The sequence below is a fragment of the Agrococcus sp. SCSIO52902 genome, from assembly GCF_022983135.1.
Classification (GTDB): Bacteria; Actinomycetota; Actinomycetes; order Actinomycetales; family Microbacteriaceae; genus Agrococcus; species Agrococcus sediminis.
Genome location: NZ_CP095269.1, coordinates 1108507 through 1129253, shown reverse-complemented (window position 1 = coordinate 1129253; position 20747 = coordinate 1108507). Strand labels below are relative to the sequence as shown.

At 68.3% G+C, this 20747-nt stretch carries 22 protein-coding genes; 10 read left to right on the top strand and 12 right to left on the bottom strand.

Going from position 1 to position 20747, the window contains the following annotated elements; genetic code table 11:
* Positions 1-19 precede the first annotated feature (19 nt).
* Positions 20-766 carry a hypothetical protein gene (locus MU522_RS05595; RefSeq protein WP_246993082.1) on the top strand — a complete coding sequence of 249 codons (747 nt, stop codon included), beginning with the start codon at positions 20-22 and terminating at the stop codon, positions 764-766.
* 152 nt (positions 767-918) lie between these two features.
* Here the strand turns inward: MU522_RS05595 and MU522_RS05590 are convergent, their stop codons facing one another.
* Both MU522_RS05590 and MU522_RS05585 read right to left on the bottom strand, forming a co-directional pair.
* Positions 919-2754, bottom strand: a complete 1836-nt coding sequence (locus MU522_RS05590) for a DUF262 domain-containing protein (protein WP_246993079.1) — start codon at positions 2752-2754, stop codon at positions 919-921.
* 337 nt (positions 2755-3091) lie between these two features.
* Positions 3092-3889 (bottom strand): nitrilase-related carbon-nitrogen hydrolase, encoded by a 798-nt coding sequence (locus MU522_RS05585; protein WP_246993077.1) that lies wholly within the window; start codon positions 3887-3889, stop codon positions 3092-3094.
* 142 nt (positions 3890-4031) lie between these two features.
* On the opposite strand from MU522_RS05585, the gene MU522_RS05580 reads away from it, so the two are divergent.
* From MU522_RS05580 to MU522_RS05565, 4 genes are read left to right on the top strand one after another with little or no spacing between them, the layout of a single operon-like run.
* Entirely contained in the window at positions 4032-4268 is a 237-nt protein-coding gene (locus MU522_RS05580) for a hypothetical protein (RefSeq protein ID WP_128188913.1), read from the top strand.
* Entirely contained in the window at positions 4265-5695 is a 1431-nt protein-coding gene (locus tag MU522_RS05575; protein WP_246993074.1) for a cytosine permease, read from the top strand. Before MU522_RS05580 ends, MU522_RS05575 begins: the two co-directional genes overlap by 4 nt.
* Entirely contained in the window at positions 5695-6786 is a 1092-nt protein-coding gene (locus tag MU522_RS05570; protein WP_246993072.1) for a Zn-dependent alcohol dehydrogenase, read from the top strand. The genes MU522_RS05575 and MU522_RS05570 overlap by 1 nt, the downstream gene beginning before the upstream one ends.
* A gap of 15 nt (positions 6787-6801) precedes the next feature.
* The gene (locus tag MU522_RS05565) at positions 6802-7419 is read left to right on the top strand and encodes a TetR/AcrR family transcriptional regulator C-terminal domain-containing protein (RefSeq protein ID WP_246993069.1); all 618 of its coding nucleotides are present in this window, start codon (positions 6802-6804) and stop codon (positions 7417-7419) included.
* A gap of 20 nt (positions 7420-7439) precedes the next feature.
* Here MU522_RS05565 and MU522_RS05560 read toward each other — a convergent pair whose 3' ends face one another.
* From MU522_RS05560 to mtnA, 10 genes are all read right to left on the bottom strand, one after another.
* Complete coding sequence (locus tag MU522_RS05560; RefSeq protein WP_246993066.1) at positions 7440-7700, bottom strand: type II toxin-antitoxin system RelE/ParE family toxin; 261 nt, start codon at positions 7698-7700, stop codon at positions 7440-7442.
* Entirely contained in the window at positions 7697-7960 is a 264-nt protein-coding gene (locus tag MU522_RS05555; RefSeq protein ID WP_146354361.1) for a type II toxin-antitoxin system prevent-host-death family antitoxin, read from the bottom strand. The genes MU522_RS05560 and MU522_RS05555 overlap by 4 nt, the downstream gene beginning before the upstream one ends.
* A gap of 57 nt (positions 7961-8017) precedes the next feature.
* Positions 8018-8605 carry a hypothetical protein gene (locus tag MU522_RS05550; protein WP_146354363.1) on the bottom strand — a complete coding sequence of 196 codons (588 nt, stop codon included), beginning with the start codon at positions 8603-8605 and terminating at the stop codon, positions 8018-8020.
* Positions 8606-8650: 45 nt separating this feature from the next.
* Positions 8651-8956 (bottom strand): putative quinol monooxygenase, encoded by a 306-nt coding sequence (locus MU522_RS05545; protein ID WP_246993064.1) that lies wholly within the window; start codon positions 8954-8956, stop codon positions 8651-8653.
* A gap of 70 nt (positions 8957-9026) precedes the next feature.
* Entirely contained in the window at positions 9027-9212 is a 186-nt protein-coding gene (locus tag MU522_RS05540; RefSeq protein ID WP_246993062.1) for a hypothetical protein, read from the bottom strand.
* 249 nt (positions 9213-9461) lie between these two features.
* Positions 9462-10706, bottom strand: coding sequence for an S-methyl-5-thioribose kinase (mtnK, locus tag MU522_RS05535; protein ID WP_246993060.1), 1245 nt, complete (start codon positions 10704-10706; stop codon positions 9462-9464).
* A gap of 40 nt (positions 10707-10746) precedes the next feature.
* Positions 10747-11790 (bottom strand): ABC transporter permease, encoded by a 1044-nt coding sequence (locus MU522_RS05530; protein WP_246993058.1) that lies wholly within the window; start codon positions 11788-11790, stop codon positions 10747-10749.
* A complete protein-coding gene (locus MU522_RS05525; RefSeq protein WP_246993056.1) occupies positions 11787-13319 on the bottom strand; it encodes a sugar ABC transporter ATP-binding protein in 1533 nt (510 codons plus the stop codon). Before MU522_RS05525 ends, MU522_RS05530 begins: the two co-directional genes overlap by 4 nt.
* 92 nt (positions 13320-13411) lie before the next feature.
* Entirely contained in the window at positions 13412-14515 is a 1104-nt protein-coding gene (locus tag MU522_RS05520) for a substrate-binding domain-containing protein (RefSeq protein ID WP_246993054.1), read from the bottom strand.
* A 37-nt stretch (positions 14516-14552) separates the two neighbouring features.
* Entirely contained in the window at positions 14553-15599 is a 1047-nt protein-coding gene (mtnA, locus tag MU522_RS05515) for an S-methyl-5-thioribose-1-phosphate isomerase (protein ID WP_281440025.1), read from the bottom strand.
* Between the two features lie 181 nt (positions 15600-15780).
* Between mtnA and MU522_RS05510 the strand changes: the two genes are divergently transcribed.
* From MU522_RS05510 to MU522_RS05490, 5 genes are all read left to right on the top strand, one after another.
* The gene (locus MU522_RS05510) at positions 15781-16476 is read left to right on the top strand and encodes a GntR family transcriptional regulator (protein WP_246993050.1); all 696 of its coding nucleotides are present in this window, start codon (positions 15781-15783) and stop codon (positions 16474-16476) included.
* Between the two features lie 68 nt (positions 16477-16544).
* Entirely contained in the window at positions 16545-18509 is a 1965-nt protein-coding gene (locus tag MU522_RS05505) for an SDR family oxidoreductase (protein ID WP_348645604.1), read from the top strand.
* A gap of 9 nt (positions 18510-18518) precedes the next feature.
* The gene (locus MU522_RS05500) at positions 18519-18881 is read left to right on the top strand and encodes a cupin domain-containing protein (RefSeq protein WP_246993047.1); all 363 of its coding nucleotides are present in this window, start codon (positions 18519-18521) and stop codon (positions 18879-18881) included.
* Positions 18882-18899: 18 nt separating this feature from the next.
* Complete coding sequence (gene lsrF / locus MU522_RS05495) at positions 18900-19784, top strand: 3-hydroxy-5-phosphonooxypentane-2,4-dione thiolase (protein ID WP_246993045.1); 885 nt, start codon at positions 18900-18902, stop codon at positions 19782-19784.
* Entirely contained in the window at positions 19777-20433 is a 657-nt protein-coding gene (locus MU522_RS05490; protein ID WP_246993043.1) for a class II aldolase/adducin family protein, read from the top strand. Before lsrF ends, MU522_RS05490 begins: the two co-directional genes overlap by 8 nt.
* The last annotated feature ends 314 nt before the right edge of the window (positions 20434-20747 follow it).

Below are 20747 nucleotides of genomic sequence, written 5' to 3'. Positions count from 1 at the left end.
CTGACGAGGAGTAGCACTCATGTTCGGAAGCGGATCTTCTCAGTTCGATGCTCTGCGACGCCACCTTCTGTCCCACAACGAGGTTCGACGCGAGGTGGAGTTCGCTTTCTCATCACTGTTGACCGCAGCCAATCCTTCTGACAGGGGTCTTCGATTCCTCTTCGGGAGCGGTGCCGAGTGGATCATGGCGTCCGCTGCCTGGTCTGCTGGAGTATTGACGGCGCCAGCCGGGCACAACGCGAACGGCTTCGACCTCGGAGACCTCCTGGACAAGGCGAAAGGTCTTTGGAGCGTGAAAGCCAGTGCGAGCACTTCGGCGTCACAGATCCGGCTCAAGAACTTCATGGGCGACGGTGGACGAGTGGATTGGACTGAGCCGACCGTATTTGTCGGTCCCTATCTTAAAGGGGCGGTCCTGGTAGACCCCCGCTCGCACACGGAGGTAGCTGAGGCTGCCTCTAACATTGGCGACGCCCTCGTCTTGGGAGGCGGGGCAGTGAAGGCCTTCGCCAAGTCGCACCCTCAGAATTACATTCCGTTTGACGTTGCCGTCAACCATGGCGGGGCTTCGGCAGATCGCTACGCTTTCGTCAAGTCGGTGATCACTCCCGACCACTTTCCAATCCTTTCCAAGCCTTTTCTTGCCGCCGCGCCCGTTGCTGATCGGAGCCGCGTTGAGGAGATCACGCGGCTTGCGCTACTAAGGGACCAGGGCGTGCTGGACGAGGAGCAGTTCAAGAGGGCAGTCGACACAGTGATCCGCTAGCTGCGCCGTCGCGCGCCGGTCGGCGCGCTGGCGCCTGCCGAGTATCGCGAGATGACACCTCGAGACACGCTCGAGTCCAACGTCCCCACGCCCGTCGAGACCGCCAACGCCTCATCCGCGCTCTAGCGAGCGTCGGCGGCAACGCCAATCGGCTAGCCTTCCTCAACTTCGATGTCGCCGTCGGAGTCGTCTATCACGTCGTCCGGCAGCGAGTCGCGTGCGACATCGAAGAAACCAAGCCCCTCAATCGCTCCCCTCGATAGTGGCCCCGTGAAAGCCTTCGACACCCGCGCGATCAGATCCAGCCCTCGGGAATTGATTACCGCCGGGTCCCAACGATCAAGTGCAACAATCTCTTGGTTGAGCTTCAGCGTGTCATCCTTATAGATGTGCTGCTTATCAGCGAGACGTTTGTTGGACAGCTGGGAGTTTGTGGCTGAGAGGGTTAGGTTGCCGATAACATGCAAATGGGTCTCTAAGAAGCCCGGAACGCTCCCGACACCCCACAAGTTGAGGTCGCTCTCCCAACCCTTCGACGGGCGCTGGGGAAGCACATGTTCGACGGTGTATTTCGAGTCATCGAGGTCGCCGGGAGCGTTGGCTGCGTACTGAAAGTACGTCCGATTCACACGCTCAAGAACCAAGAACACCCACTTGCGCCTCGGCTCCGTATAGATGGGAGTCGCCAACGCTCTGTCTCGAAGAAGCGCGTCAGTAGGCCAAGCGTTGTCGCCTTCGAGTTCTGACAGCAGGGCACGGAGAAACTGGACGGTCTCCGCCGATTTTAGCTCCTCGCGCTCACGTAGACGCAGCGCCAAGCGCACGAAGATCGAACGGTGTCGATTGGGGGCGAATCCAGCCAGGAAGCGACGCACCATGTAGCTAAGAATTAGTTCGCCAGCTTCTCCAAGATCGGCTTCCTCAAGCCGCTCACTCTTGTACTCCCGGAACAGGTAGAGCAGCAAACCTTCGGCTGGATCGGTCCCCCAGCGAGACAACGCCTTTAAGGTGGCAACCGTGCCTGCGGAAACTCCAGGGATCTCGTCGGGGAACAATATGTAACGATAGAGCTTGGAAGCCTCCACGAACTGCAAGCCGTACGCGAATACTTTAGCCTCATCGGACTCGCTCGACTTGAGGTCCTTTTGGAAATAATCGAAGAGCTGCCCTTTGGATCCAAAATGTCCTTGGCTAATCGACCAAGCAGCCAAATACGACTGCAGCTTTGACGCCGGCACGTCCGACTCGAGGTGCTTCCAATGAGACTTATAGAACGCGTCCCCTTCTTCGCCGAGCAGCAGGAAAAAGTAGTTGCGCACCAGATCTGACTGGTCAAGCTGCTTGCCGCCAGAGTTGAGCGTCTGGAACACTCTATGCGCGTTGTCGCCTGGTTCAAGCACAACCCAGACGGCCGTGAATCGCTTGGCGATATGAGTCACTAACGCTTCGACTCGGTCACGAGGCATACGCGCAAGCTCGTCCGAGAAGTACTTAAATGCCTGCTCTACAGTGCCCGACCCTGAAAGCTCCTCGCCCTCAACCACCAGGGCAAGGGCAGTGCGGTCCGGCTGCTGCAGAACCAGCCGCTCTCGGTGATCCGGAGCTAGATTGCTGTTCCTCAAATACCGCGTGGTATAGAGGTCCGTCACTCGATCACGAGCTTCCGCGTCGTCCTCCGACCTCGCGATGTGGTCTCGAATGGCGCAGATAAGTATAGTGAGCGTGGTAATTCGCTGCTGTCCATCGACAACAAGGAACCGGTGGGCGTCCGTCGGAAGGCCAGTGCCTTCCTGCGCGTGGAGAACTACACTGCCGATGAAATGGCTAACGGATTGACCATTGGCGACAGACCTCTCGACTCGAAGTAGATCGTTCCAGAGCGCAGCCCACTGTGGCCTTTGCCAGGCGTATCGCCTCTGCCACAACGGCACAAGCAGTTGGTTATCGCTCTTGAAGAGCTCTTCTACCTTGATCTCTCCGGCATGCAAGGTCGTGTCCTCCGTCGCTTCTAGTCACGCAAGCCTAGCGATGCGGACAACTAGTTGGGCTGACTGCTGCTTCGAGATGCGGTCCATTTGGTGGAGGTCACCGTCACCAGCCAAGCCGGAAGGTGCAACGAGACCCAGCCGTCCCGCGCGGCCTCTCGGGTGCGGGACATGAAGAACCCGCCTGCGGAAATGAACCTAAGATGATCTGCGGGGTAAGCGTTTGCCGGCGCGACACGTCGCACGGCCGGTTCACCAGCGCTTGCGGCGGCGGACACTGGCCCCCAGAGGCGTCCCTGCATTGGGGACGACGCCCAGCTGGCAGGCGTGAGCGCTCCGCCTACACGTCGCGCAAGTAGGTGTTCAACGCCCGCGCCCGCTCCAGCGCCCCCGGCGGCACCTCGAGCACCCCAACACCCGGCTCACCCCCGAGCAGCACTGCATTCCGCCCGAACGGCGTCGCGATGCACGAACGGCCAGTGAACCCCGGCCCGCAGTGGTTCGCATAGGCGACGACCACGCCGTTCTCGAGCGCGCGCGCCGGCACCTGCAACGTCGACGTCTGCGTCGCCGAGTAGTGCCACGCCTCGCCCAGGCCAGGGACGCCCTCCTCCACCGTCGGCACCGCCGTCGGCACGAGCAGCACGTCGGCGCCGGCAACCGCCAGAGCACGCGCGAACTCGGGGAACTCCACGTCGTAGCAGATGCCGACGCCCCACTCGAGGCCCCGCCACCCCACGACCGACCCGTAGTCGGCGGCGGGCGTCATCCACTGCTGCTCGACGGGCCCGAAGAGGTGGCGCTTGTGCACGCGCTGCAGCTCGGCGCCGTCGGCGTCGAACATCGAGGCCGCGATGCGGTGCGAGCCGCCAACAGAGTCGACGCTCGAGCCCACCAGCGCCACCCGATGCCGCCGGGCGATCTCCGCGAGCGCCGCGCGCACAGCGTCGCCGTCATGCTTCCAGGCGCGGTCAGGCGCATAGCCGGTGGCGAAGAGCTCGGGCGTCACGACCACGTCGGCGCCCCGCGCCGCGGCCTCGGCGACGAGACCAGACAGGGTCTCGAGGTTGCGATCCACGTCGTCGATGACGGCCGCCGCCTGCGCGACGGCGACGGTGCGGCTTGCCTGGGCGCTCATGAGCCCATCCTCCCTGCTCGACGCGATCGCGGCATCCGCTGTTGACGAGCAGCACCAGCGTGCCGCATCATGACGCTAAACCCAACTGGTTTTGGTTTAGCGATCAGCGATCACGACCCCGAGCTCGGCGAAGGAGCCAGCCATGACGTCACCCCGGCCCGACGCGCCCCAGGCGCCCGCCACCGACTTCCAGGAGGCGCTGCGCGCCCGCGGCACCGACTCGGCGATCGCCGCCGAGCTCGAGCGCCGCATCGAGCTCATCGAGCACGAGGAGTACGAGGATGCGTCGCGGCTGCCGCTCACGGCGCGCGAGGTCGTCGCCTACGTCGGCGTGACGCTGGGCGCCATCGCGCTCGGCCTGCTGGTCGTCGTCCTGTGAGCGACCGGAAGGCCCTGGCGGCCGACCCGATGCTCTCGAGCGAGCACGTCTTCGGCACGTTCCCGCTGCTGAAGAAGGAGCGCACCTGGAGCGCGCTCGACTTCACCTGGGTCAACACCGCCCTCGCGATCGCCACCTGGGCGTTCCTCGTCGGCGGCTCCACGGCGCTGCTCGTCGGCTTCCAGGACGGCATCGCCGCGATGATCATCGGCAACGCGATCGGCCTGTGCTTCATGGTGCTCGCCTCGGTCGTCGCCTCGCAGCGCTGGGGCAGCGAGCAGTACCTGCTGCTGCGCGGCGCCTTCGGCGTCGTCGGCGTCGGCGCGCTCGTCTTCACCGTCATCCTCATCACCGAGATGGGCTGGTCGTCGCTGCTCGCCGTCATGGCTGGCCGCGCCACGAGCCAGGTCGTCTCGACGATGGCCGGCACCGACCTCGGGCAATACGGCCCGGTCGTCACGATCGGCGGCCTCATCGCCATCGCGATCGCCTGGTGGGTGCTCTCCCGCGGCCCCGTCACGATCGGCCGCTTCAACGCGATCATCGCGCCCGGGCTCGCCGTGATCACCGTCGTGATGATGGTCTTCCTCGTCATCAACACCTCGTGGGACGCGCTCTTCGCCGCCTCCCCGATCGCGCCGTTCGACGACGCGACGCTCAACTTCATGGTCGCCGTCGAGTTCAACGTCGGCGTGGGCGTCTCCTGGTACCCGGTGATGGGCTCGCTCGCCCGCATGACCCGCTCGCGCAAGGCGGCCGTCTGGCCCGCCTACGGCGGCCTCCTCATCGCCACGCTCGTCGCGCAGATCGTCGGCATGGCCGCGGCGCTCACGCTCGGCGACTCCGACCCGACCGTCTGGATGGTGCCGTTCGGCGGCGCGGTGCTCGGCGTCGCGGTGCTGATCTTCATCGCCTTCGCCAACATCACGTCGATGTCGTCGATCGTCTACTCGACGATCCTCGCGATCCGGCAGTCGTCGGGCGGCCTGCTGGCCCGCGTGCCCTGGAAGGTGCTCACCGCATCCTTCTTCATCCTCCCCGCGATCATGACCTTCTTCCCGCAGTTCATGTACGAGCAGTTCATGATCTTCGTCTCGGTCTCGGGCGCCTTCCTCACGGCGGTCTGCGGCATCGCGCTCGCCGACTACTTCGTGCTGCGCAAGCAGCGCATCGACCTGCGCGAGATGCACCTGGGCCAGCAGGGCACGCTCTACGCCTACCCGGCGGGCATCAACTGGGCCGGCATCATCGCGCTCGTCGCCGGCGCCGCGTTCTACCTGTGGCTCTACAACCCGATCACGCTCGAGACGCAGGCCGTCTTCTCGGTGATCACCGCATCCCTGCCCGCCGCCATCGTCGCCGCGCTCGTCTACCTCGGCCTCTCGGCCGTCCTGCACCGCGGCCGCACCATGGTGGGGGCGGGCTGATGGCGACGACGCGAGCGGCGGTCTACGACGGGGATGCGCGCCTGACGGTCAGGGACGTGGAGCTGCGGGAGCCGGGGCGCGGCGAGGTGCTCGTGCGCATCGGCGCCTCGGGCGTGTGCGGCTCCGACCGGCACGTGCTCGACGGCGACTGGCAGATGCCGCAGCCGACGATCATGGGCCACGAGGGCGCCGGCGTCGTCGAGGCGGTCGGCCCTGGCGTGCGCTCGCTCGAGCCCGGCGACCACGTGATCATGACGTGGTTCTACCCCTGCGGCACGTGCTCGGCCTGCCGCCAGGGCCGCACCTGGGTGTGCACCGGCTCCCGCTCGGAGGAGTGCCTGCTGCCCGACGGCTCGACGCCGATGCAGCTCGACGGCGCCGTGGCCTACCCGTACCTCGCGGTCGGCTCGATGAGCGAGCGCGTCGTGGTCGCCGAGCAGGCGGCCGTACGCGTGCCGAAGGAGCTGCCGTTCGACGTGGCCGCCCTCATCGGCTGCTCGATCGCCACCGGCGTGGGCGCGGTCGTCAACGACGCCGAGGTGAAGCCCGGCCGCTCGGCGCTCGTCATCGGCGCGGGCGGCGTGGGCCTCAGCATCATCATGGGCCTGAAGCTCGCGGGCGCGAGCCCCATCATCGCCGCCGACGTCACCGACGAGTCGCTCGAGCTCGCGCGGCAGTTCGGCGCGACGCACACCGTGCGGTCGGGTGCGGATCTCGCGGAGCAGGTGCGCGAGATCGTGCCGGACGGGATGGATGTCGCCTTCGAGGCCATCGGCCGGCCCGAGACCATCGCGCTCATGCCCGCGGCCCTGCAGCGCGGCGGCACCGCCGTGATCGTGGGCCTCCCCCCGCAGGACCGGCCCGTGCCGATCGACGCGCTCGCGCTCGCCGAGGAGGGCAAGTCGCTGCTCGGCTCGAACTACGGCTCGACGGTGCCGGCGCGCGACTTCCCGATGCTCGCCCGCCTCTACCTCGACGGCAAGCTGCCCATCGACGAGCTCATCACCAACCGGTGCTCGCTCGACGAGGTCAACGACGCCTTCGACCTCATGCGCTCCGGCGCGCGGGGGCGCAGCGTCATCGTCTTCTGATGCCACGCTGAACCGATGGCGAGACCGAAGCACAACATCCTCTCCCCCGGGTCGATCGCGCGGGCCGCGCTGCGGCAGGTGGCGGCGAACGGCGACTTCACCATCCCCGGCATCGCCAAGGTGCTGGGCGTGCACCCGTCGTCGCTCTACCACCACCTGCCCGGCGGGCGGCTCGCGATCGTGCACCGCATGCGCGAGGAGCTCTACGCCGGCGTCGACCTCGCGCCGCTGCTCGACCCAGCGGTCGCACCGCTCGACCGGCTCGCGCGCTGGATGCGGTCGTACCGGGATGCGACGGCCCAGGTGCCGACGGTCGTGCCGGTGCTGGTCGGGGCGCCGGTGGAGGACGCCCGCACCCTCGAGATCTACGAGGCGCTCTTCGTGATCCTGCGGGATGCGGGGGTGCCGGAGGAGGAGCGCGTCGCGTTCTCGGCGATGATCGACGCGGTCGTGCTGGGCTCGGCCGTCGACGCGGCGTCGCCGTCGCCGCTGTGGCGCATCGAGGGGCATGACGTGCCGGAGCTGCGGGCTGTCGCGGCGCGTGGGGATGATGCGGGTCGCGCTGCGGCCGGGTTCGAGCTGGCGGTCGCGACCGTCGTGGATGCGGTGGGGCGGAGCGCGGCGGGGCGCTGACCGCCGTTGGCCTCCGGTCGTCAATAGACCTCGCGCCGATGGGCGATGCGGAAGACCGCCACCGTGACCACGCGGTCGTCGACCTCGTAGAGCACCCGGTAGTCGCCGACGCGGATGCGCCAGGCGTGCTGCTCGCCGGCGATCTTGCGGCAGCCAGGGGGCCGCGGGTCGTCTGCGAGCGCGCGGACCTTCTCGAGGATCTTGTCCCTGGCTGCTCGTGGCTCGAGCTTCTTGAGCTCGCGGGCTGCGGCGGTCGTGAACTCGACCGAGTAGGAGGTCACTCAGCGAGCTCGGCTGCCAGCTCGTCCAGCGAGATCCGGGAGCCGTCGTCGGCGGCCTTGGCGGCACGGAACTCGGCCAGGTCACGCGCATCCTCGAGCTGCTCGAGCAGCTCGAGGTCTTCCACGCTGATCACCACGGCCGCGAGCTTGCCGTAGCGCGTGACGCCCACGCGCTCCTTGCCATAGCTCACCCGGCCGACCACCTCGGCGAAGCCGGTGACGAGATCTCCCGTGCTGACGCTGCGGCTGATGGTGTTCATGGCTCGAGTCTACCCCGTTTCGTGTAAAACGGGAGAAACATGTGGAATTGCGGTTCGTCAGTCGCCAGCCGGGAGCGGCTCGCCGCAGTCGCGGCAGGTCGCGGCGGCAGGCACGACCATGAAGCAGTTCGGGCAGGTCGTCTCGCGCATCGCCGGCCGCGGCGCGGCGGACGCCCGCGGAGCGCTGGCGCGCGTGGCGCGGCTGCGCGGGCGACGCTCGGGAAGCGGCGCGAGCACGACCGGCTGCCCGCCGTCCGCGGGCATTGTCGCGCCGAAGAAGCGGTAGCACTCGAGGCGGTCCTCGGCAGCAACGCGCTCACGCGTGCGCTCATCGGTGCCGGCGGGCACACCCGGATAGCCATCACCGATGCGGCGCTCGGCCGTGACGCACACCGACGTGAGTCGAGGCTCTCCGCGCGTTTCTGCATCCGCCGCGACGGCGCCGAGCACCCGCCCGATCCAGTGCGCCATCAGCTGACTCGTCGTGATGCCCGTCCGCGCCTGGATGCGGTCACTCAGGTCCTGGTAGGTGATCCATCCGCCGTACTCGCTAGCGGTCTCGATGAGCACCTCACGGGCGGCCGGCCACCACTGCCGCACGGCGTCGGCCCCCGAGACGTACTTGCCGTTCGCGAGCTCTGGCATAGGTGTCCTCCTCGGTAACCGTCAGCTCCAACGGTATCGGCGCTGTCAGTCGATGACCCCGTCGCCCTCGTACCCGACGACCACGCGGCTCTCGAGCAGCGGGATGATCTGCATCTTGCCGATCGAGGCGAAGTGGGCGCTCTCGCGGTGCGCGGTGAACGCATCCGCGTCCTGGTACACCTCGACGATCGTGAAGACGTTCGGGTGCTCGAGGTCGCGGGCGACCGAGTAGGAGATGTTGCCCTCCTCCGCGCGGCTGGCGGCGGCCAGCTGCGGCAGCAGCATCGCGACCTGCTCGGTCGCGTCGGGCTTGGCGGTGTAGGTGGCCACGGCGATGTAGTGCTGCGTCATGCGTCGACTCTGCCAGCGATGATGCGCGCGGGGGCCGGCGAATGTCGCCGACCCCCGCGCACCCAGGGGGCTAGAACCAGCCGAACAGCACCGGCAGGTACGTCACCCCGAACAGGAACGCAAGGCAGATGCCGAACCACGGCAGCATCGCTGGGATCGCGAGCGCCCAGTGCTCGAGCGGGCGCGCCTGGCACGCGCCGCAGCACGCCGCCGCGCCGAAGCATGCCTCGCGCGGCGGCGAGCACCAGCACGGCATAGCCGGGGATCCAGACGAAGAGGCACCCGATCGCGATGAGCGTCAGCCACCCGAACGACCGAAGCTTGGCGAGCACTGCGACGATCGGCGCCGGGAGCGTGACGATACCGCCGGTTGCCATGAAGGCCGGGCTCGGACGGCTGCGTTCGAGTGAGCGTAGGCGGCGGCGACGCGTGCGGCCGCGGGGGCTCACGAGACGAACATGGCGCGTGGCGCCATGCTCGGGCGTCCGGGATCGCGCAGCCCGCGTCAGCGCTGCCCGTTCAGACCGAGGCACTCGGAGAGCCGGCGGGCGACGTCCTGCGGCCCGGCGATCGACTCCCACGATGCGGCAAGGTCGCGCGCGGCGAGCAGCACGTGCCGCGCGGCACCGACACGGATCTCCGGCTCGAGCGTCTCGATGTCGGCCACCTTCGCCGCCCCCACGATGCGCCGCGACATCTTGGCCGCAGCGAAGAGCGTCGATTCTCGAAGAATCTCACCAAGCCGGCGCTCGACGAACTCCTGATCCCAGAGCCGCCGCTCCGACCAGTTCGTCGAGAGTCGACGGTATTCCTCGGTGAACGCCTCCCACGTCTCGTCGAGGAGACCGATCGCCCACATAGCGCGCTCACGATCGCCGAGCGCGTCCGCGCGGGCCGCCGCGAAGGCGTAGTTCGCCCAGAGCGCCCCGATGTCGAACGCGACCGGCCCGTAGAAGGCGAACTCCGAGTCGAACACCTTGACCGAGTCTGCCGCGGTGCCGCCACCCTGAGCGCGCACCATCACCGAACCGGTGTGCAGGTCCCCGTGGATGAGCGCCTCCGTCCTGGTCATGAACCGCCACTTCGCCTCCGCCATCGCCCCGCGGAAGACCGCGTCGGACGCCAGGGCATCCGCGTCCGGCTGATTCTCAGGCAGCACCGCGTTGCGCCCGATGTCGAAGGACGGCTCCGTGAACACCAGATCCTCAGTGATGACGCACAGCTCCGGGTTCTGCGTCGAGGCGATCTGCTCGCTCACCTCGACTCGGTCCAGGCCGAGGACGGACGTCCCCACCGCGACGCCCGCGACATACCGTCCGAGCGCGTCCGCGACGCCGGAATGCCTGAGACCGTGGTTCAGCGCATCCCGCCACACCCGGTGGTCGCTCAGGTCCTCGAGCGCGAGCACGTGCTGCTCCGGGTCGTAGGCCAGTACCTCGCACACCACGTTCGGTGCGAGCGCGTGGTGCGTCTGCAGGGAGTGTGCCTCGCGCTGTGCGCGCTTGGGCGTCATCGGCCACCCGTCTCCGACCATGCGCACATAGGGCAGGGCCTGCTTGAGGATGATCCCCCGCCCGTCCTTGTCCACGACATGGAAGACGAGGTTGAGATTGCCGTCGCCGATCTCCCGCACGCGCGCGACCCGACGGACGTCGATCCGACTCCTGAGCTGGTCGTGCTCACGGACATAGTCGACGACCGTCTGCTCCGTGAGGAACTCATAGGGCTCTGCCTTGACGTCTGCGCTCACAGCGATGACCTCCGTGTCGACGTGATGAGTGGGCTACCGGCTAGGTCGCCGGCTGGTAGCGGACCTTGCGGGTGGACAGAGTGAAGGAGAAGAGCAGTGCGACGATGAGCACCACGCCCTTCGCGGTGTCCTGGTGGTAGTACTGCGCACCCATCATCGTCATGCCCGTGAGCACGATCGCGATCAGCACCGCCCCGAGCAGCGTGCCCCACGCGTTGGGCTTCGCGAGCCCGAGCACGGAGGTGCCGACGAGCGCAACCGCCACCGCCTCAAGCAGGCTCGACGCACCAGCGTTGACGTCGCCCTGACCGATGCGAGCGACCAGAATGATGCCTGCGACGGAGGCGAACATCGACGAGACCACGTAGGCGGCGCCGCGATGCAGCCCGACCCGGATCCCCGCGAGTCGCGCCGCCTCCGGGTTCGCTCCGATCGCGTAGAGGATGCGTCCCCACGACGTGCGCGAGAGCACGAACCAGGTCGCGATGACCAGCAGCAGCATGATCGCGACAGGGATCGGCACCGGCCCGATCGCGCCGCGGTCGATCGTGAGGAACGTCGGGTCGAACCTCCCGGGCGCCGTGCGGCCGTCCGGCAGGATCATGCCCGACGAGACCGACTGACCAGAGACCGGGATCAGCTTTGCGCCCTGGATGACGAACATCATCCCGAGCGTGGCGAGCAGGTCTGGGATCTTGCAGACCACGATGAGGAACGCGTTGACGAGGCCCACCGCGAGTCCGGCGAGCAGCACAAATGACACAGCCATCGTGCCGGTGAGGTTGAAGAAGACCATCATCATCGCCGCCAGCTGCACACCGAGCCCAGCGACTGCGCCGATCGACAGATCGAGCCCGCCGACGATCATGCTGAACATGACGCCGAGGCCGAGGATCGCGGTGACAGACGCGAACTTGAGCATCGAGAACATCGCGTTGGGCGTTGCGAACGCCGGCTGCGTGAGAGCGAAGAACGCGAACGCCCCGATCGTCACGGCGATGAAGCCGTACTTGACCACGACCTCTCGAATCCGCACGCCGCTCGGCACACCACCGGTGACCCTGCTCGCTGTGATGCTCGTCATTGAACGACCTCCGTCATGCTCTTCACGATGTCTTCGTTGCGCACCGCCGAGGCGCGGGCGTCCAAGGTGATCCTGCCCTCGACCATGACGACGATGCGGTCGGCCATCTCCCGGACCTCCTCCACGTCGCTGCAGATCATCACGACGCAGGAGCCGTCGGCCGCTTGCCCACGGGCTCGTTTGGCGATCTCCCGCCGAGCACCGATGTCGACGCCGCGGAACGGCTCGTCGAGCACCAGGATCTCCGGGCGCCGCTGCATCCAGCGCGCGACCATGACCTTCTGTTGATTGCCGCCGGACAGGGCATCCACAGCCTGCTCGGGCCCGCTCGTGACGATGCCGAACTCGGCGATCGCCTGCTTCGCGCCTGTCGCCTCACGGCTGCGCTGCATCACGATTCCGCGCTCGAAAGTGCGGAGGAAGGGCAGGGTGAAGGTGCGGGTCAGCGACCAGCCGGGCAGCATGCCATGTGCCGCGCGATCCTCGGGTACCAGGTGGACGCCATGGCGGATAGCGGCCTTCGGCGACCGCGGAGCGAAGGACTTGCCGTGGAGCAGCATCGTGCCTGGGCGCACCTGGCGCACACCGAAGAGATGCTCGGCGAGCTCCGTCTTTCCGGCTCCGACGAGCCCGATGATGCCGGTCACCTCACCGCGGCACAGTTCAAGGTCGATGGTCGGCCCTTCAGCGAGCACTTGCAGGTCGCGCAACTCGAGCGCGACCTCCGTTCCCTGCAGCTCGTCGATGGCCTCTTGATCGTGGATGACGCCCTCGCCGAGCATCGCGGTGACCGCGCGATCCAGGTCGACCGGGCGGTGCTGCCGGTCGACGATGCGCCCATCCCGAAGGACCGCGATGTCGTCCGCGAGCGCACGCACCTCGCCGAGCCGATGCGACACGTAGAGGATGGCGACGCCGCGATCGCGCAACGCGCGCACGAGCTCGAACAGGCGATCGGCCTCGGACTTCGACAGCGTCGAGGTGGGCTCGTCGAGGATCAGCACCTTCGGCGTCGTCGCGAGCGCGCGCGCGAGCAGCAGCATCTGGCAGTCCGCGATCCCGAGCTCGTGCACGTCCTGGCGCAGGAAGGCATCCGACCAGTCGAGGTCGAGCGTGCCCGCCACCTCGCGTGCCTTGGGCAGGATCGAGCGGAGCGAGCCGAAGCGGCTCGTCGTCCCTTGCGCGATGGCCTCGAACACCAGGTTCTCCGCGACGCTCAGGCCGGGGACGATCGCGTCGTCGATGCGCTGGTGGACCGTCCTGATCCCGAGGCGCGAGGCGGACGCGGGGCTGTCGAGCGAGACGGGCGCACCCGCCAGCATCACGTCGCCTCCGGACGGAGCGTGCACACCCGCGAGCACCTTGATGAGCGTCGACTTGCCTGCCCCGTTGGCGCCGAGCAACGCGGTGACGCGGCCCGAGTGGAGCGCCAGGTCGACGCCCTTGAGCACCTCTGTCGGACCGAACCGCTTCGTCAGGTTCGCGAGGGCGAGCGCAGGCACGTCGGCGCCGGCTGCATCTGTCTCCATGTGTCTTCTCCGTCGTGTGTGGACAGGGCCTGCGTCGAGTCGGTCTCGCGGCGGTGGGGGTGGCGACTGGGCGCCGCCCCCACCGCCATGAATCAGAACTCGACCGAAGGGATCCAGTCGGCGCTCGAGACGTCGGAGAGGTTGAGCTCGGGCTGGGCCGCGCGCAGATCCTCCATGTTCTGGATGTCCTGGTCGCGGAGGGTCTCCTGCGTGACGAGGATGGGCGGGAAGTCGACCGTCATGCCGTCGAGCTCGCCGGCCATGTGGAGCGCGAGGGTGCGGAGCACGGCGGCACCGATGGCGTTCGGGTCCGTCGCCCCCGTGGCCACCCAGCGGCTGCCATCGGCCCGCATGAGCTCGATGTCGGCGTTCGAGATGTCGGCGCCGTAGACCAGCACGTCCTCCGTGCCGCTCACCTGATCGAGGCCGGTAAGCGTTCCCTTGGTGAACTCGTCGTACGGAGCGTAGATCGCCTGGATGTCGGGGTTCGCCTGCACCGCCGCCGTGACCATGGGAGCGCTGTCGCTCGCGGTCGAGTTCGTGAACGCACCCGTCTGGAACGCCTGCTGCCAGCCGTTGTCGGCGACGTACTCCTGCCAGACCGTGTGGCGCCGGTCGAGCGGGGCGATGCCCAACACGTTCACGTAGCCGACTGCGGCATCGGCGCCGACGTCCTCCAGCATGCGGTCGAGCACGAGTTGCGCCATCACCGCGTCGGACTGCTGTGTCTGCACAGCCTCCGGTGCGCACTCCTGGATCTCGACGTCGTAGATGATGACGGCGATACCCTGCTCGATGGCGCGGTTGACGCCCGGGCAGAGCGTGTCGGGGAAGCCGTGACGCACGATGATGCCGTCGACGCCCTCGGAGATCGCCTGGTCGAGCTGCGTGGCCTGCGTCGCGTTGTCGCCCTGCGCGTCGTACACGCTCAGGTCGACGCCGAGGGCCTCGGCCTGGCGGCGCGTGCCGTTCAGGTACTGCTGGAAGTAGTCGCCCTGGCCGGACTGCTGGACGATGGCGAGGCGCACGCCGTCCTGGTCGAACGGCGCGGGGGCGTCGCCCGTGGCCTCGCTGACTGCGCCTGTGTCTGCCGGCGCCTCACTCGGCGCCGCGTCCCCTTGCGTGCAGCCGGCGAGCATGAACGCGAGCGTTCCTAGTGCGACGATCGGGCCTGTCCTGCTGGTGAATCGCATCATTGCGTTTCCTTTCGTGCTGGTGGTGCAGCGGCCCGGGCTAGTCCCGGGTCGTCTCTGTCATGAAGAGCGGGACGTCGGCATCGCTCGGCTCGACCACGCCGCGCTCCGTGACGATGGCAGCGATCAGATCGTGCGGAGTGACATCGAAGGCGGGGTTGAACGCGCGCACGCCCGGAGCTGCGACGCTCACGCCCCCGAACTGCAGCACCTCCGCGTCGGATCGCTCCTCGATCTCGATCTCGTCACCGGTCGCCGTGCGCTCGTCCACCGACGAGTACGGCGCGGCCACCACGAAGGGAATGCCAGCTCGCTTCGCGGCGAGCGCAACCCCCACCGAGCCGATCTTGTTGGCGGCGTCGCCATTGGCCGTGATGCGGTCCGCGCCGATGACGGCGAAGTCGACCAGCCCGCGCAGGATCGTGCTCGCCGCAGCCCCGTCGCACTGGACGACGTGGTCGATCCCGTCGCGCTGCAGCTCCCAGCTCGTCAGGCGGACGCCTTGCAGCAGCGGGCGCGTCTCGTCGACATGCACCATCTCGAGACGCCCTCGGTCGTGCAGCTCCCTCAGGATGCCGTAGGCCGTACCCCAAGCGCTCGTCGCCAGCGCGCCGGTGTTGCAATGCGTGATGGCGCGGAGCGGCCGGTCGCCGAGCGTCGCGAGCAGCCAGTCGGCGCCGAGCCGCGACAGCTCGCGGTTCGCGGCCTCGTCCTCGCGGGCGACGGCGTGGGCCTCGAGCAGCACGAGCTCCATGCCGCCGCCGCGCACGGCGTCGACGCGGCGCGCGCCCCACGCGAGATTGACGGCGGTCGGTCGCGCGTACGCGATTCGCGTGATGGCGTCGGCGAGGTGCTGCTGGTCCCAGCCCTCTCGCGCGGCCTGCTGCATGGCGATGACAACGCCGTACGCGCCCGCAGCGCCGAGCGCCGGAGCGCCGCGGATCGCGAGCCGCTGGATCGCGTCGATCAGTTCGTCGACGCTGCTGATCTCCAGCATCCGCTCCTGGAGCGGGAGGGCAGTCTGGTCGAGCAGCCGCAGCACGCCAACGGCGCCGTCTGGCTCGATCCACTCGATTGCTCGTGCCACGGTCGACCCTCCTCGGTCGGTTGCGCGGATGGCCTCCGCAGGTGCGACGGTAGTAGTTGACTGACAACTATGTCAACGCCTGTCACACTTCAAGCAGAAACGGTAATGTGAGGCGCATGATCTCGGCGCGCTGTCGTCAGCGAGACGCCACGGGGAGGCGGCCATGAAGCAAGGTTCGCGAGTGGAACGGGTCGCCGACGGCCTCCGAGCGGCGATCGCAGGCGGGGAGTACGAGACCGGGGGCCGGCTGCCGCCGGAGTCTCAACTCGCCGCCCACTTCGAAGTCTCGCGACCGACCGTACGCGCCGCGCTACGTGAGCTCGAGGCGACGGGACTCGTGCGCACGCAGCACGGTGTGGGGAGCTTCGTCGCCGACTCCCCCGCTGTGACCGCAGGACTCGAGCGACTCGACTCGATCACCGAGTCGATCCGCGGCATGGGTCGCGAGCCGGGGATGCGCTACAAGAGCCGCACAATTCGCCCGCTGATGCCGGAAGAGGCCGCGCGTCTAGGCACGACCGCCGATGCGATGGCTCTCGAGCTACGACGCTCGATCCTCGCCGACGGCGAGGTCGTCGCCTACTCCTACGACCTGATGCCGATCGGCGTGTTCCCGGAGGGCGAGGATCCGGACGTAGTGCAGGACTCCCTGTTCTCGTACCTGCGTCAGGAGCGCGACCTCCACCCGCACCACGCGGTCGCGCGGGTGCACGCCGTAGCCTCCGACCACATCGGGTGGGACGTGCCGGCCTCCCAGCCGCCCCTCTACGTGCTCCTCGACCAGGTGCACTACGACCGGGACGAGACGCCGCTGCTGTACTCGCGGACGTACTTCCTAGAAGGCCGGTACGAGTTCACGATCATGCGGCGCCCGTAGACCGACCTAAAAGGTTTACATCCACTCGTCTCTTCCTGCTAGGTTGTCAAACAACTTGCACAGGGAGAGTGATCGATGTGGATCTCGCACCATCGTCAGCCATTGCGCTCCGAGAACTCGTGGAGGCTTCGCACGCGATCGGGGCCGACCGCTCGCTCGTGCTGCACGGCGGTGGCAACACCTCCGTCAAGGCCGAGGTCACCCGGGTCGACGGCGGTGTTGAGACTGCGCTGTTCGTCAAGGGATCGGGGTCGAGCCTCGCGACCATCGACGAGCGCGGGTTCGCGCCGCTGTCGCTCGCGCGGGTGCGCGCGCTGACGCCCGAGCGCGGGATCACGCAGGATCGGCTCGCCGACGCGCTACGGCTTGCCCAGCTCGACACGCCCTCCCCGGAGCCGTCGGTTGAGTCTCTCGTCCACGCCCACATCCCGCAGCGCTTCGTGCTGCACTCGCACGCGGATGCGGTGCTCGCCCTCACAGACACGCATGACGCCCGGGCGCGGGCTGAGCGGGTGCTGGGGGCAGACGTCGCAGTGGTCGACTACGCCACGCCGGGCGTGCCGCTGGGAGAGGCGGTGCGCGCTTGCCTGGCGGAGCGCGAGGGCCAGGCGCTCATCGCGATCGTCGTGCTGCAGCACGGCGTCTTCGCGTTCGGCGACACAGCAGCGGATGCGCTCGCCGCGCACGCGACCGTCGTCGAGCGGGCTGGACGCGGGCTCGAGACCCAGGAAGCGTCCGCGCCCCAGGCCGAAGAAGGGCCTGCAGCCCTCTCGACGCTCGCTGCCGCGGAGCGCGTCGCTGCGCTCCGCCGCGCTATCGCGGATGTCGCCGGCCTCCCTGTCATCGTCGGGCGGCACGCGGCGGCCCCCGCCGTCGCCGCCTTGCACGATCCTGCGCTCGCAACGGCACTCCGACGCGGCCCCGTCACCCCTGATCACGTGACGTGGCTCGGGCCTCGACCCGCCATCGCAGAGTCGCCCGCCGACTTCCGCGACTGGTACGTCGCCTACCTGGAGCGCCACGGGGGCGCCTCCGACGAGGCGATGCGGACCGCGTTCCCTCGGGCGCTGCTCGACCCCGAGCTCGGACTGCTGACCGTCGGCCGCTCACCCGCGGAGGCGCAGATCGTCACCGAGATCATGGAGCACGCGGTCTCGGTCATCCGGCGCGCGGAGGCGCTCGGGGGATACCATCCCGCCGACGAGGCGCACGTGCACGAGCTCGAGCACTGGCCGGCTCAGCGCGCCAAGCTCACCCGTCGCGATCCCGCGGCGCCGATGGCCGGCCGGATCGTGCTCGTGACGGGCGCCGCCTCAGGCATCGGGCGCGCGTGCGCCGCCGCCTTCCTCGACCGCGGCGCAGCGGTCGTCGGCTGGGACGTCAATCCCGCCGTCGAGACGACCTTCGAAGGTGACCGCTGGCTCGGCCAGACGCTCGACGTCAGCGACGAGCGCGCCCAGACGGCTGCCATCGCGCACGCAGTCGAGCGCTTCGGCGGCCTCGACGTGCTCGTGCCAGCGGCCGGAATCTTTCCGGCGGCCGAGCACCTGGTCGACCTCGACCCTCGGCTCTGGGAACGCACGCTGGCGATCAACGTCACTTCGGTAGTGACGTTGCTGCGGCTCGCGGGCCCGATCCTCGAGCACGCGGTCGGCGGCGGCGGCGTCTGCGTCGTCGCATCGAAGAACGTGGCGGCTCCCGGTCCTGGCGCAGCGGCCTACTCCGCCTCGAAGGCGGCCCTCACCCAAGTCGCTCGCGTCGCGGCCCTCGAGTGGGCGCCCCTCGGCATCCGCGTCAACATCGTGCATCCGGACGCCGTGTTCGATACCGCCCTCTGGACGCCTGAGCTGCTCGCCGCACGAGCCGAGCACTACGGGATGAGCGTCGACGAGTACAAGCGCCGCAACCTTCTGCGCGCCGAGGTGACGAGCCAGAAGGTCGGGGAACTGGTGGCCGCGGTGGCAAGCGACACGTTCGCCTGCACAACAGGCGCCCAGATACCCATCGACGGCGGCAACGAGCGAGTGATCTGAGGAGGAGCGATGCAGCGCGCGACCATGAACGGCACCGTCGACTACCGGAACGGCGAGTGGGGCCCGGCCTACCTCATCCGACACGAGGGTGCCGAGATCGGCGTCGTCGCGCTCCGGCCGGGCGATCACATGGACAACCACTTCCATGAGCACTGCCACGAGAGCTTCGTCATCGTCGAGGGCGAGGTGACGCTCTGGACGGCCCAGGCCCACCGCAGCCTGCTGGCGACGGGCGACATCGCCTCGTGCCCGCCCGGTGAGCACCACTACCTCGAGAACGAGTCGACCAGCCTGTGTCGTCTTGTCTTCCTCAAGACCCCCCCCAGCCCCGGCGACACGAGTGTCGTCGCCTGGGCGCCCACCGACCGCTGACCCCTGAGAGGACGCATCATGGCCGACACAGAAGCCACCATCGACGCCAAGGACTACGGAGTCGGGCGCCCGCAGCAGACGCCCGACTTCCACGTGAAGGGCGCAGGCCAGCTCGATTTCGGCATGCGCCACCGCCTCGCGCGCATCTTCGACGCGGATGGGCGCACGGTGATGCTCGCGTTCGACCACGGCTACTTCCAGGGACCGACGTCGGGCCTGGAGCGCGTTGACCTCGGGATCGTCCCGCTCGCGCCGAAGGCCGACGCGCTCATGGCCACCCGCGGCATCATCCGCTCGGTCATCCCTGCCGGCATCGATGGAGCGCTCGTGCTCCGCGCATCCGGAGGCCCGTCGATCCTCAAGGACCTCTCGGATGAGCGCATCGCGATGGACATGGAGGATGCGGTCCGAATCGATGCCGCAGCGGTCGCCGTGCAGGTCTTCATCGGGGGCGAGCACGAGACGCAGTCAGTGCACAACCTGACCCGGCTCGTCGACGCGGGCTACCGCGTAGGCATCCCCGTGCTCGGCGTCACCGCCGTCGGCAAGGAACTCGCTCGCGACAGCCGCTACCTCGGTCTCGCGACCCGCATCATCGCCGAGCTCGGTGCACAGGTCGTGAAGACCTATTACTGCGAGGAGGGCTTCGAGCGGGTCACCGCCGGCTGCCCGGTGCCGGTCATCATGGCAGGAGGCAAGAAGTTGCCGTCGCTCGACGCCCTCACCATGGCCCACCGCGCGATCTCCGAGGGCGCTGCGGGTGTCGACATGGGCCGCAACATCTTCCAGCGCTCGGCGCCTGCGGCCATGATCACCGCCGTGCGCGCCGTCGTGCACGACGACGCGTCGCCCGCCGAAGCGCACGCCGTGTATCGGGAGCTGTCATCCGGCGCCGATGACTGAGCTCACCTATGCGCGACAGCGCGACCGCATCGTCGACGTCGGTCGGCGGATGTGGTCGCGCGGTCTCGTCGCCGCCAACGACGGCAACGTCTCGATGCGGCTCGACGACGATCTTGTGCTGTGCACGCCCACGGGCGTGAGCAAGGGCGCCATGTCGCCCGAGCAGCTGACGGTCGTCGACCTCGACGGAACGGTCGTCGAGGCTGGATCGGCCGGTGGCCCGTCCTCGGAGCTGCAGATGCACCTCGGCGTCTATCACACAGATGCGGACGTGCGGGCGGTCGTGCACGCGCATCCGCCGTGCGCCACGGTGTTCGCGGTGCTCGGCGAACCGCTGCGGCTCCGGCTGCTGCCCGAGATCGTGCTGACAATGCCGGAGATCCCGGTTGCGCCGTATGCGACGCCATCGACCGCCGCGGTGCCCAAGTCGGTGATCCCGCTGGTGGCGAAAGCACGCGCGTGCTTGCTCGAGCAGCACGGCGCACTCACCTGGAGCACCGACCTGGAATCCGCGTACCTCGACATGGAGCGTCTCGAGTATGCGGCGCAGCTCACGTTGGCGCTGCGTCAGATCGGACAGTACCGGGTCTTGGACGACCAGCAGCTCGACGCGCTCGAGGCGGCGTTCGGGCAGTCGATCCCGCGTTAGGGCCCGCGGTGGGCCCGGGCGGGGTCGAGCCAGCGTCACCCGGCTCGGGCTCTCGCCTCGCGCTCCCGACGAGGCGGGATGATCGTCATCGATGACGTCGTCAGCGGCTGCACCGTGCCGGCAGCGAGCCCGTAGACCACCATCGCAACGCTGCCTCGCGCGGTCTTCGCCGTGCAGTTGCGGGGTGCACACGACCAGCAACAGTTCTGTCGACATATGCTGTTTGACGATTCAGCCCGTCGCAGCGATGACTCGTGCGGTTGCTCCGGCCCTCCCGACGCGCCAGGCTTGCAGGGCACAAAGCCCTAGGAGGT

Coding starts and splice junctions, on each gene's coding strand:
- MU522_RS05540 (WP_246993062.1), bottom strand. CDS start 9,212: ATGCCGTGCTGGTGCTCGCCGCCGCGCGAGGCATGCTTCGGCGCGGCG.
- MU522_RS05580 (WP_128188913.1), top strand. CDS start 4,032: ATGACGTCACCCCGGCCCGACGCGCCCCAGGCGCCCGCCACCGACTTC.
- MU522_RS05525 (WP_246993056.1), bottom strand. CDS start 13,319: ATGGAGACAGATGCAGCCGGCGCCGACGTGCCTGCGCTCGCCCTCGCG.
- lsrF (WP_246993045.1), top strand. CDS start 18,900: ATGGCCGACACAGAAGCCACCATCGACGCCAAGGACTACGGAGTCGGG.
- MU522_RS05520 (WP_246993054.1), bottom strand. CDS start 14,515: ATGATGCGATTCACCAGCAGGACAGGCCCGATCGTCGCACTAGGAACG.
- MU522_RS05570 (WP_246993072.1), top strand. CDS start 5,695: ATGGCGACGACGCGAGCGGCGGTCTACGACGGGGATGCGCGCCTGACG.
- MU522_RS05595 (WP_246993082.1), top strand. CDS start 20: ATGTTCGGAAGCGGATCTTCTCAGTTCGATGCTCTGCGACGCCACCTT.
- MU522_RS05555 (WP_146354361.1), bottom strand. CDS start 7,960: ATGAACACCATCAGCCGCAGCGTCAGCACGGGAGATCTCGTCACCGGC.
- MU522_RS05565 (WP_246993069.1), top strand. CDS start 6,802: ATGGCGAGACCGAAGCACAACATCCTCTCCCCCGGGTCGATCGCGCGG.
- MU522_RS05500 (WP_246993047.1), top strand. CDS start 18,519: ATGCAGCGCGCGACCATGAACGGCACCGTCGACTACCGGAACGGCGAG.
- MU522_RS05550 (WP_146354363.1), bottom strand. CDS start 8,605: ATGCCAGAGCTCGCGAACGGCAAGTACGTCTCGGGGGCCGACGCCGTG.
- MU522_RS05530 (WP_246993058.1), bottom strand. CDS start 11,790: ATGACGAGCATCACAGCGAGCAGGGTCACCGGTGGTGTGCCGAGCGGC.
- MU522_RS05490 (WP_246993043.1), top strand. CDS start 19,777: ATGACTGAGCTCACCTATGCGCGACAGCGCGACCGCATCGTCGACGTC.
- MU522_RS05585 (WP_246993077.1), bottom strand. CDS start 3,889: ATGAGCGCCCAGGCAAGCCGCACCGTCGCCGTCGCGCAGGCGGCGGCC.
- MU522_RS05545 (WP_246993064.1), bottom strand. CDS start 8,956: ATGACGCAGCACTACATCGCCGTGGCCACCTACACCGCCAAGCCCGAC.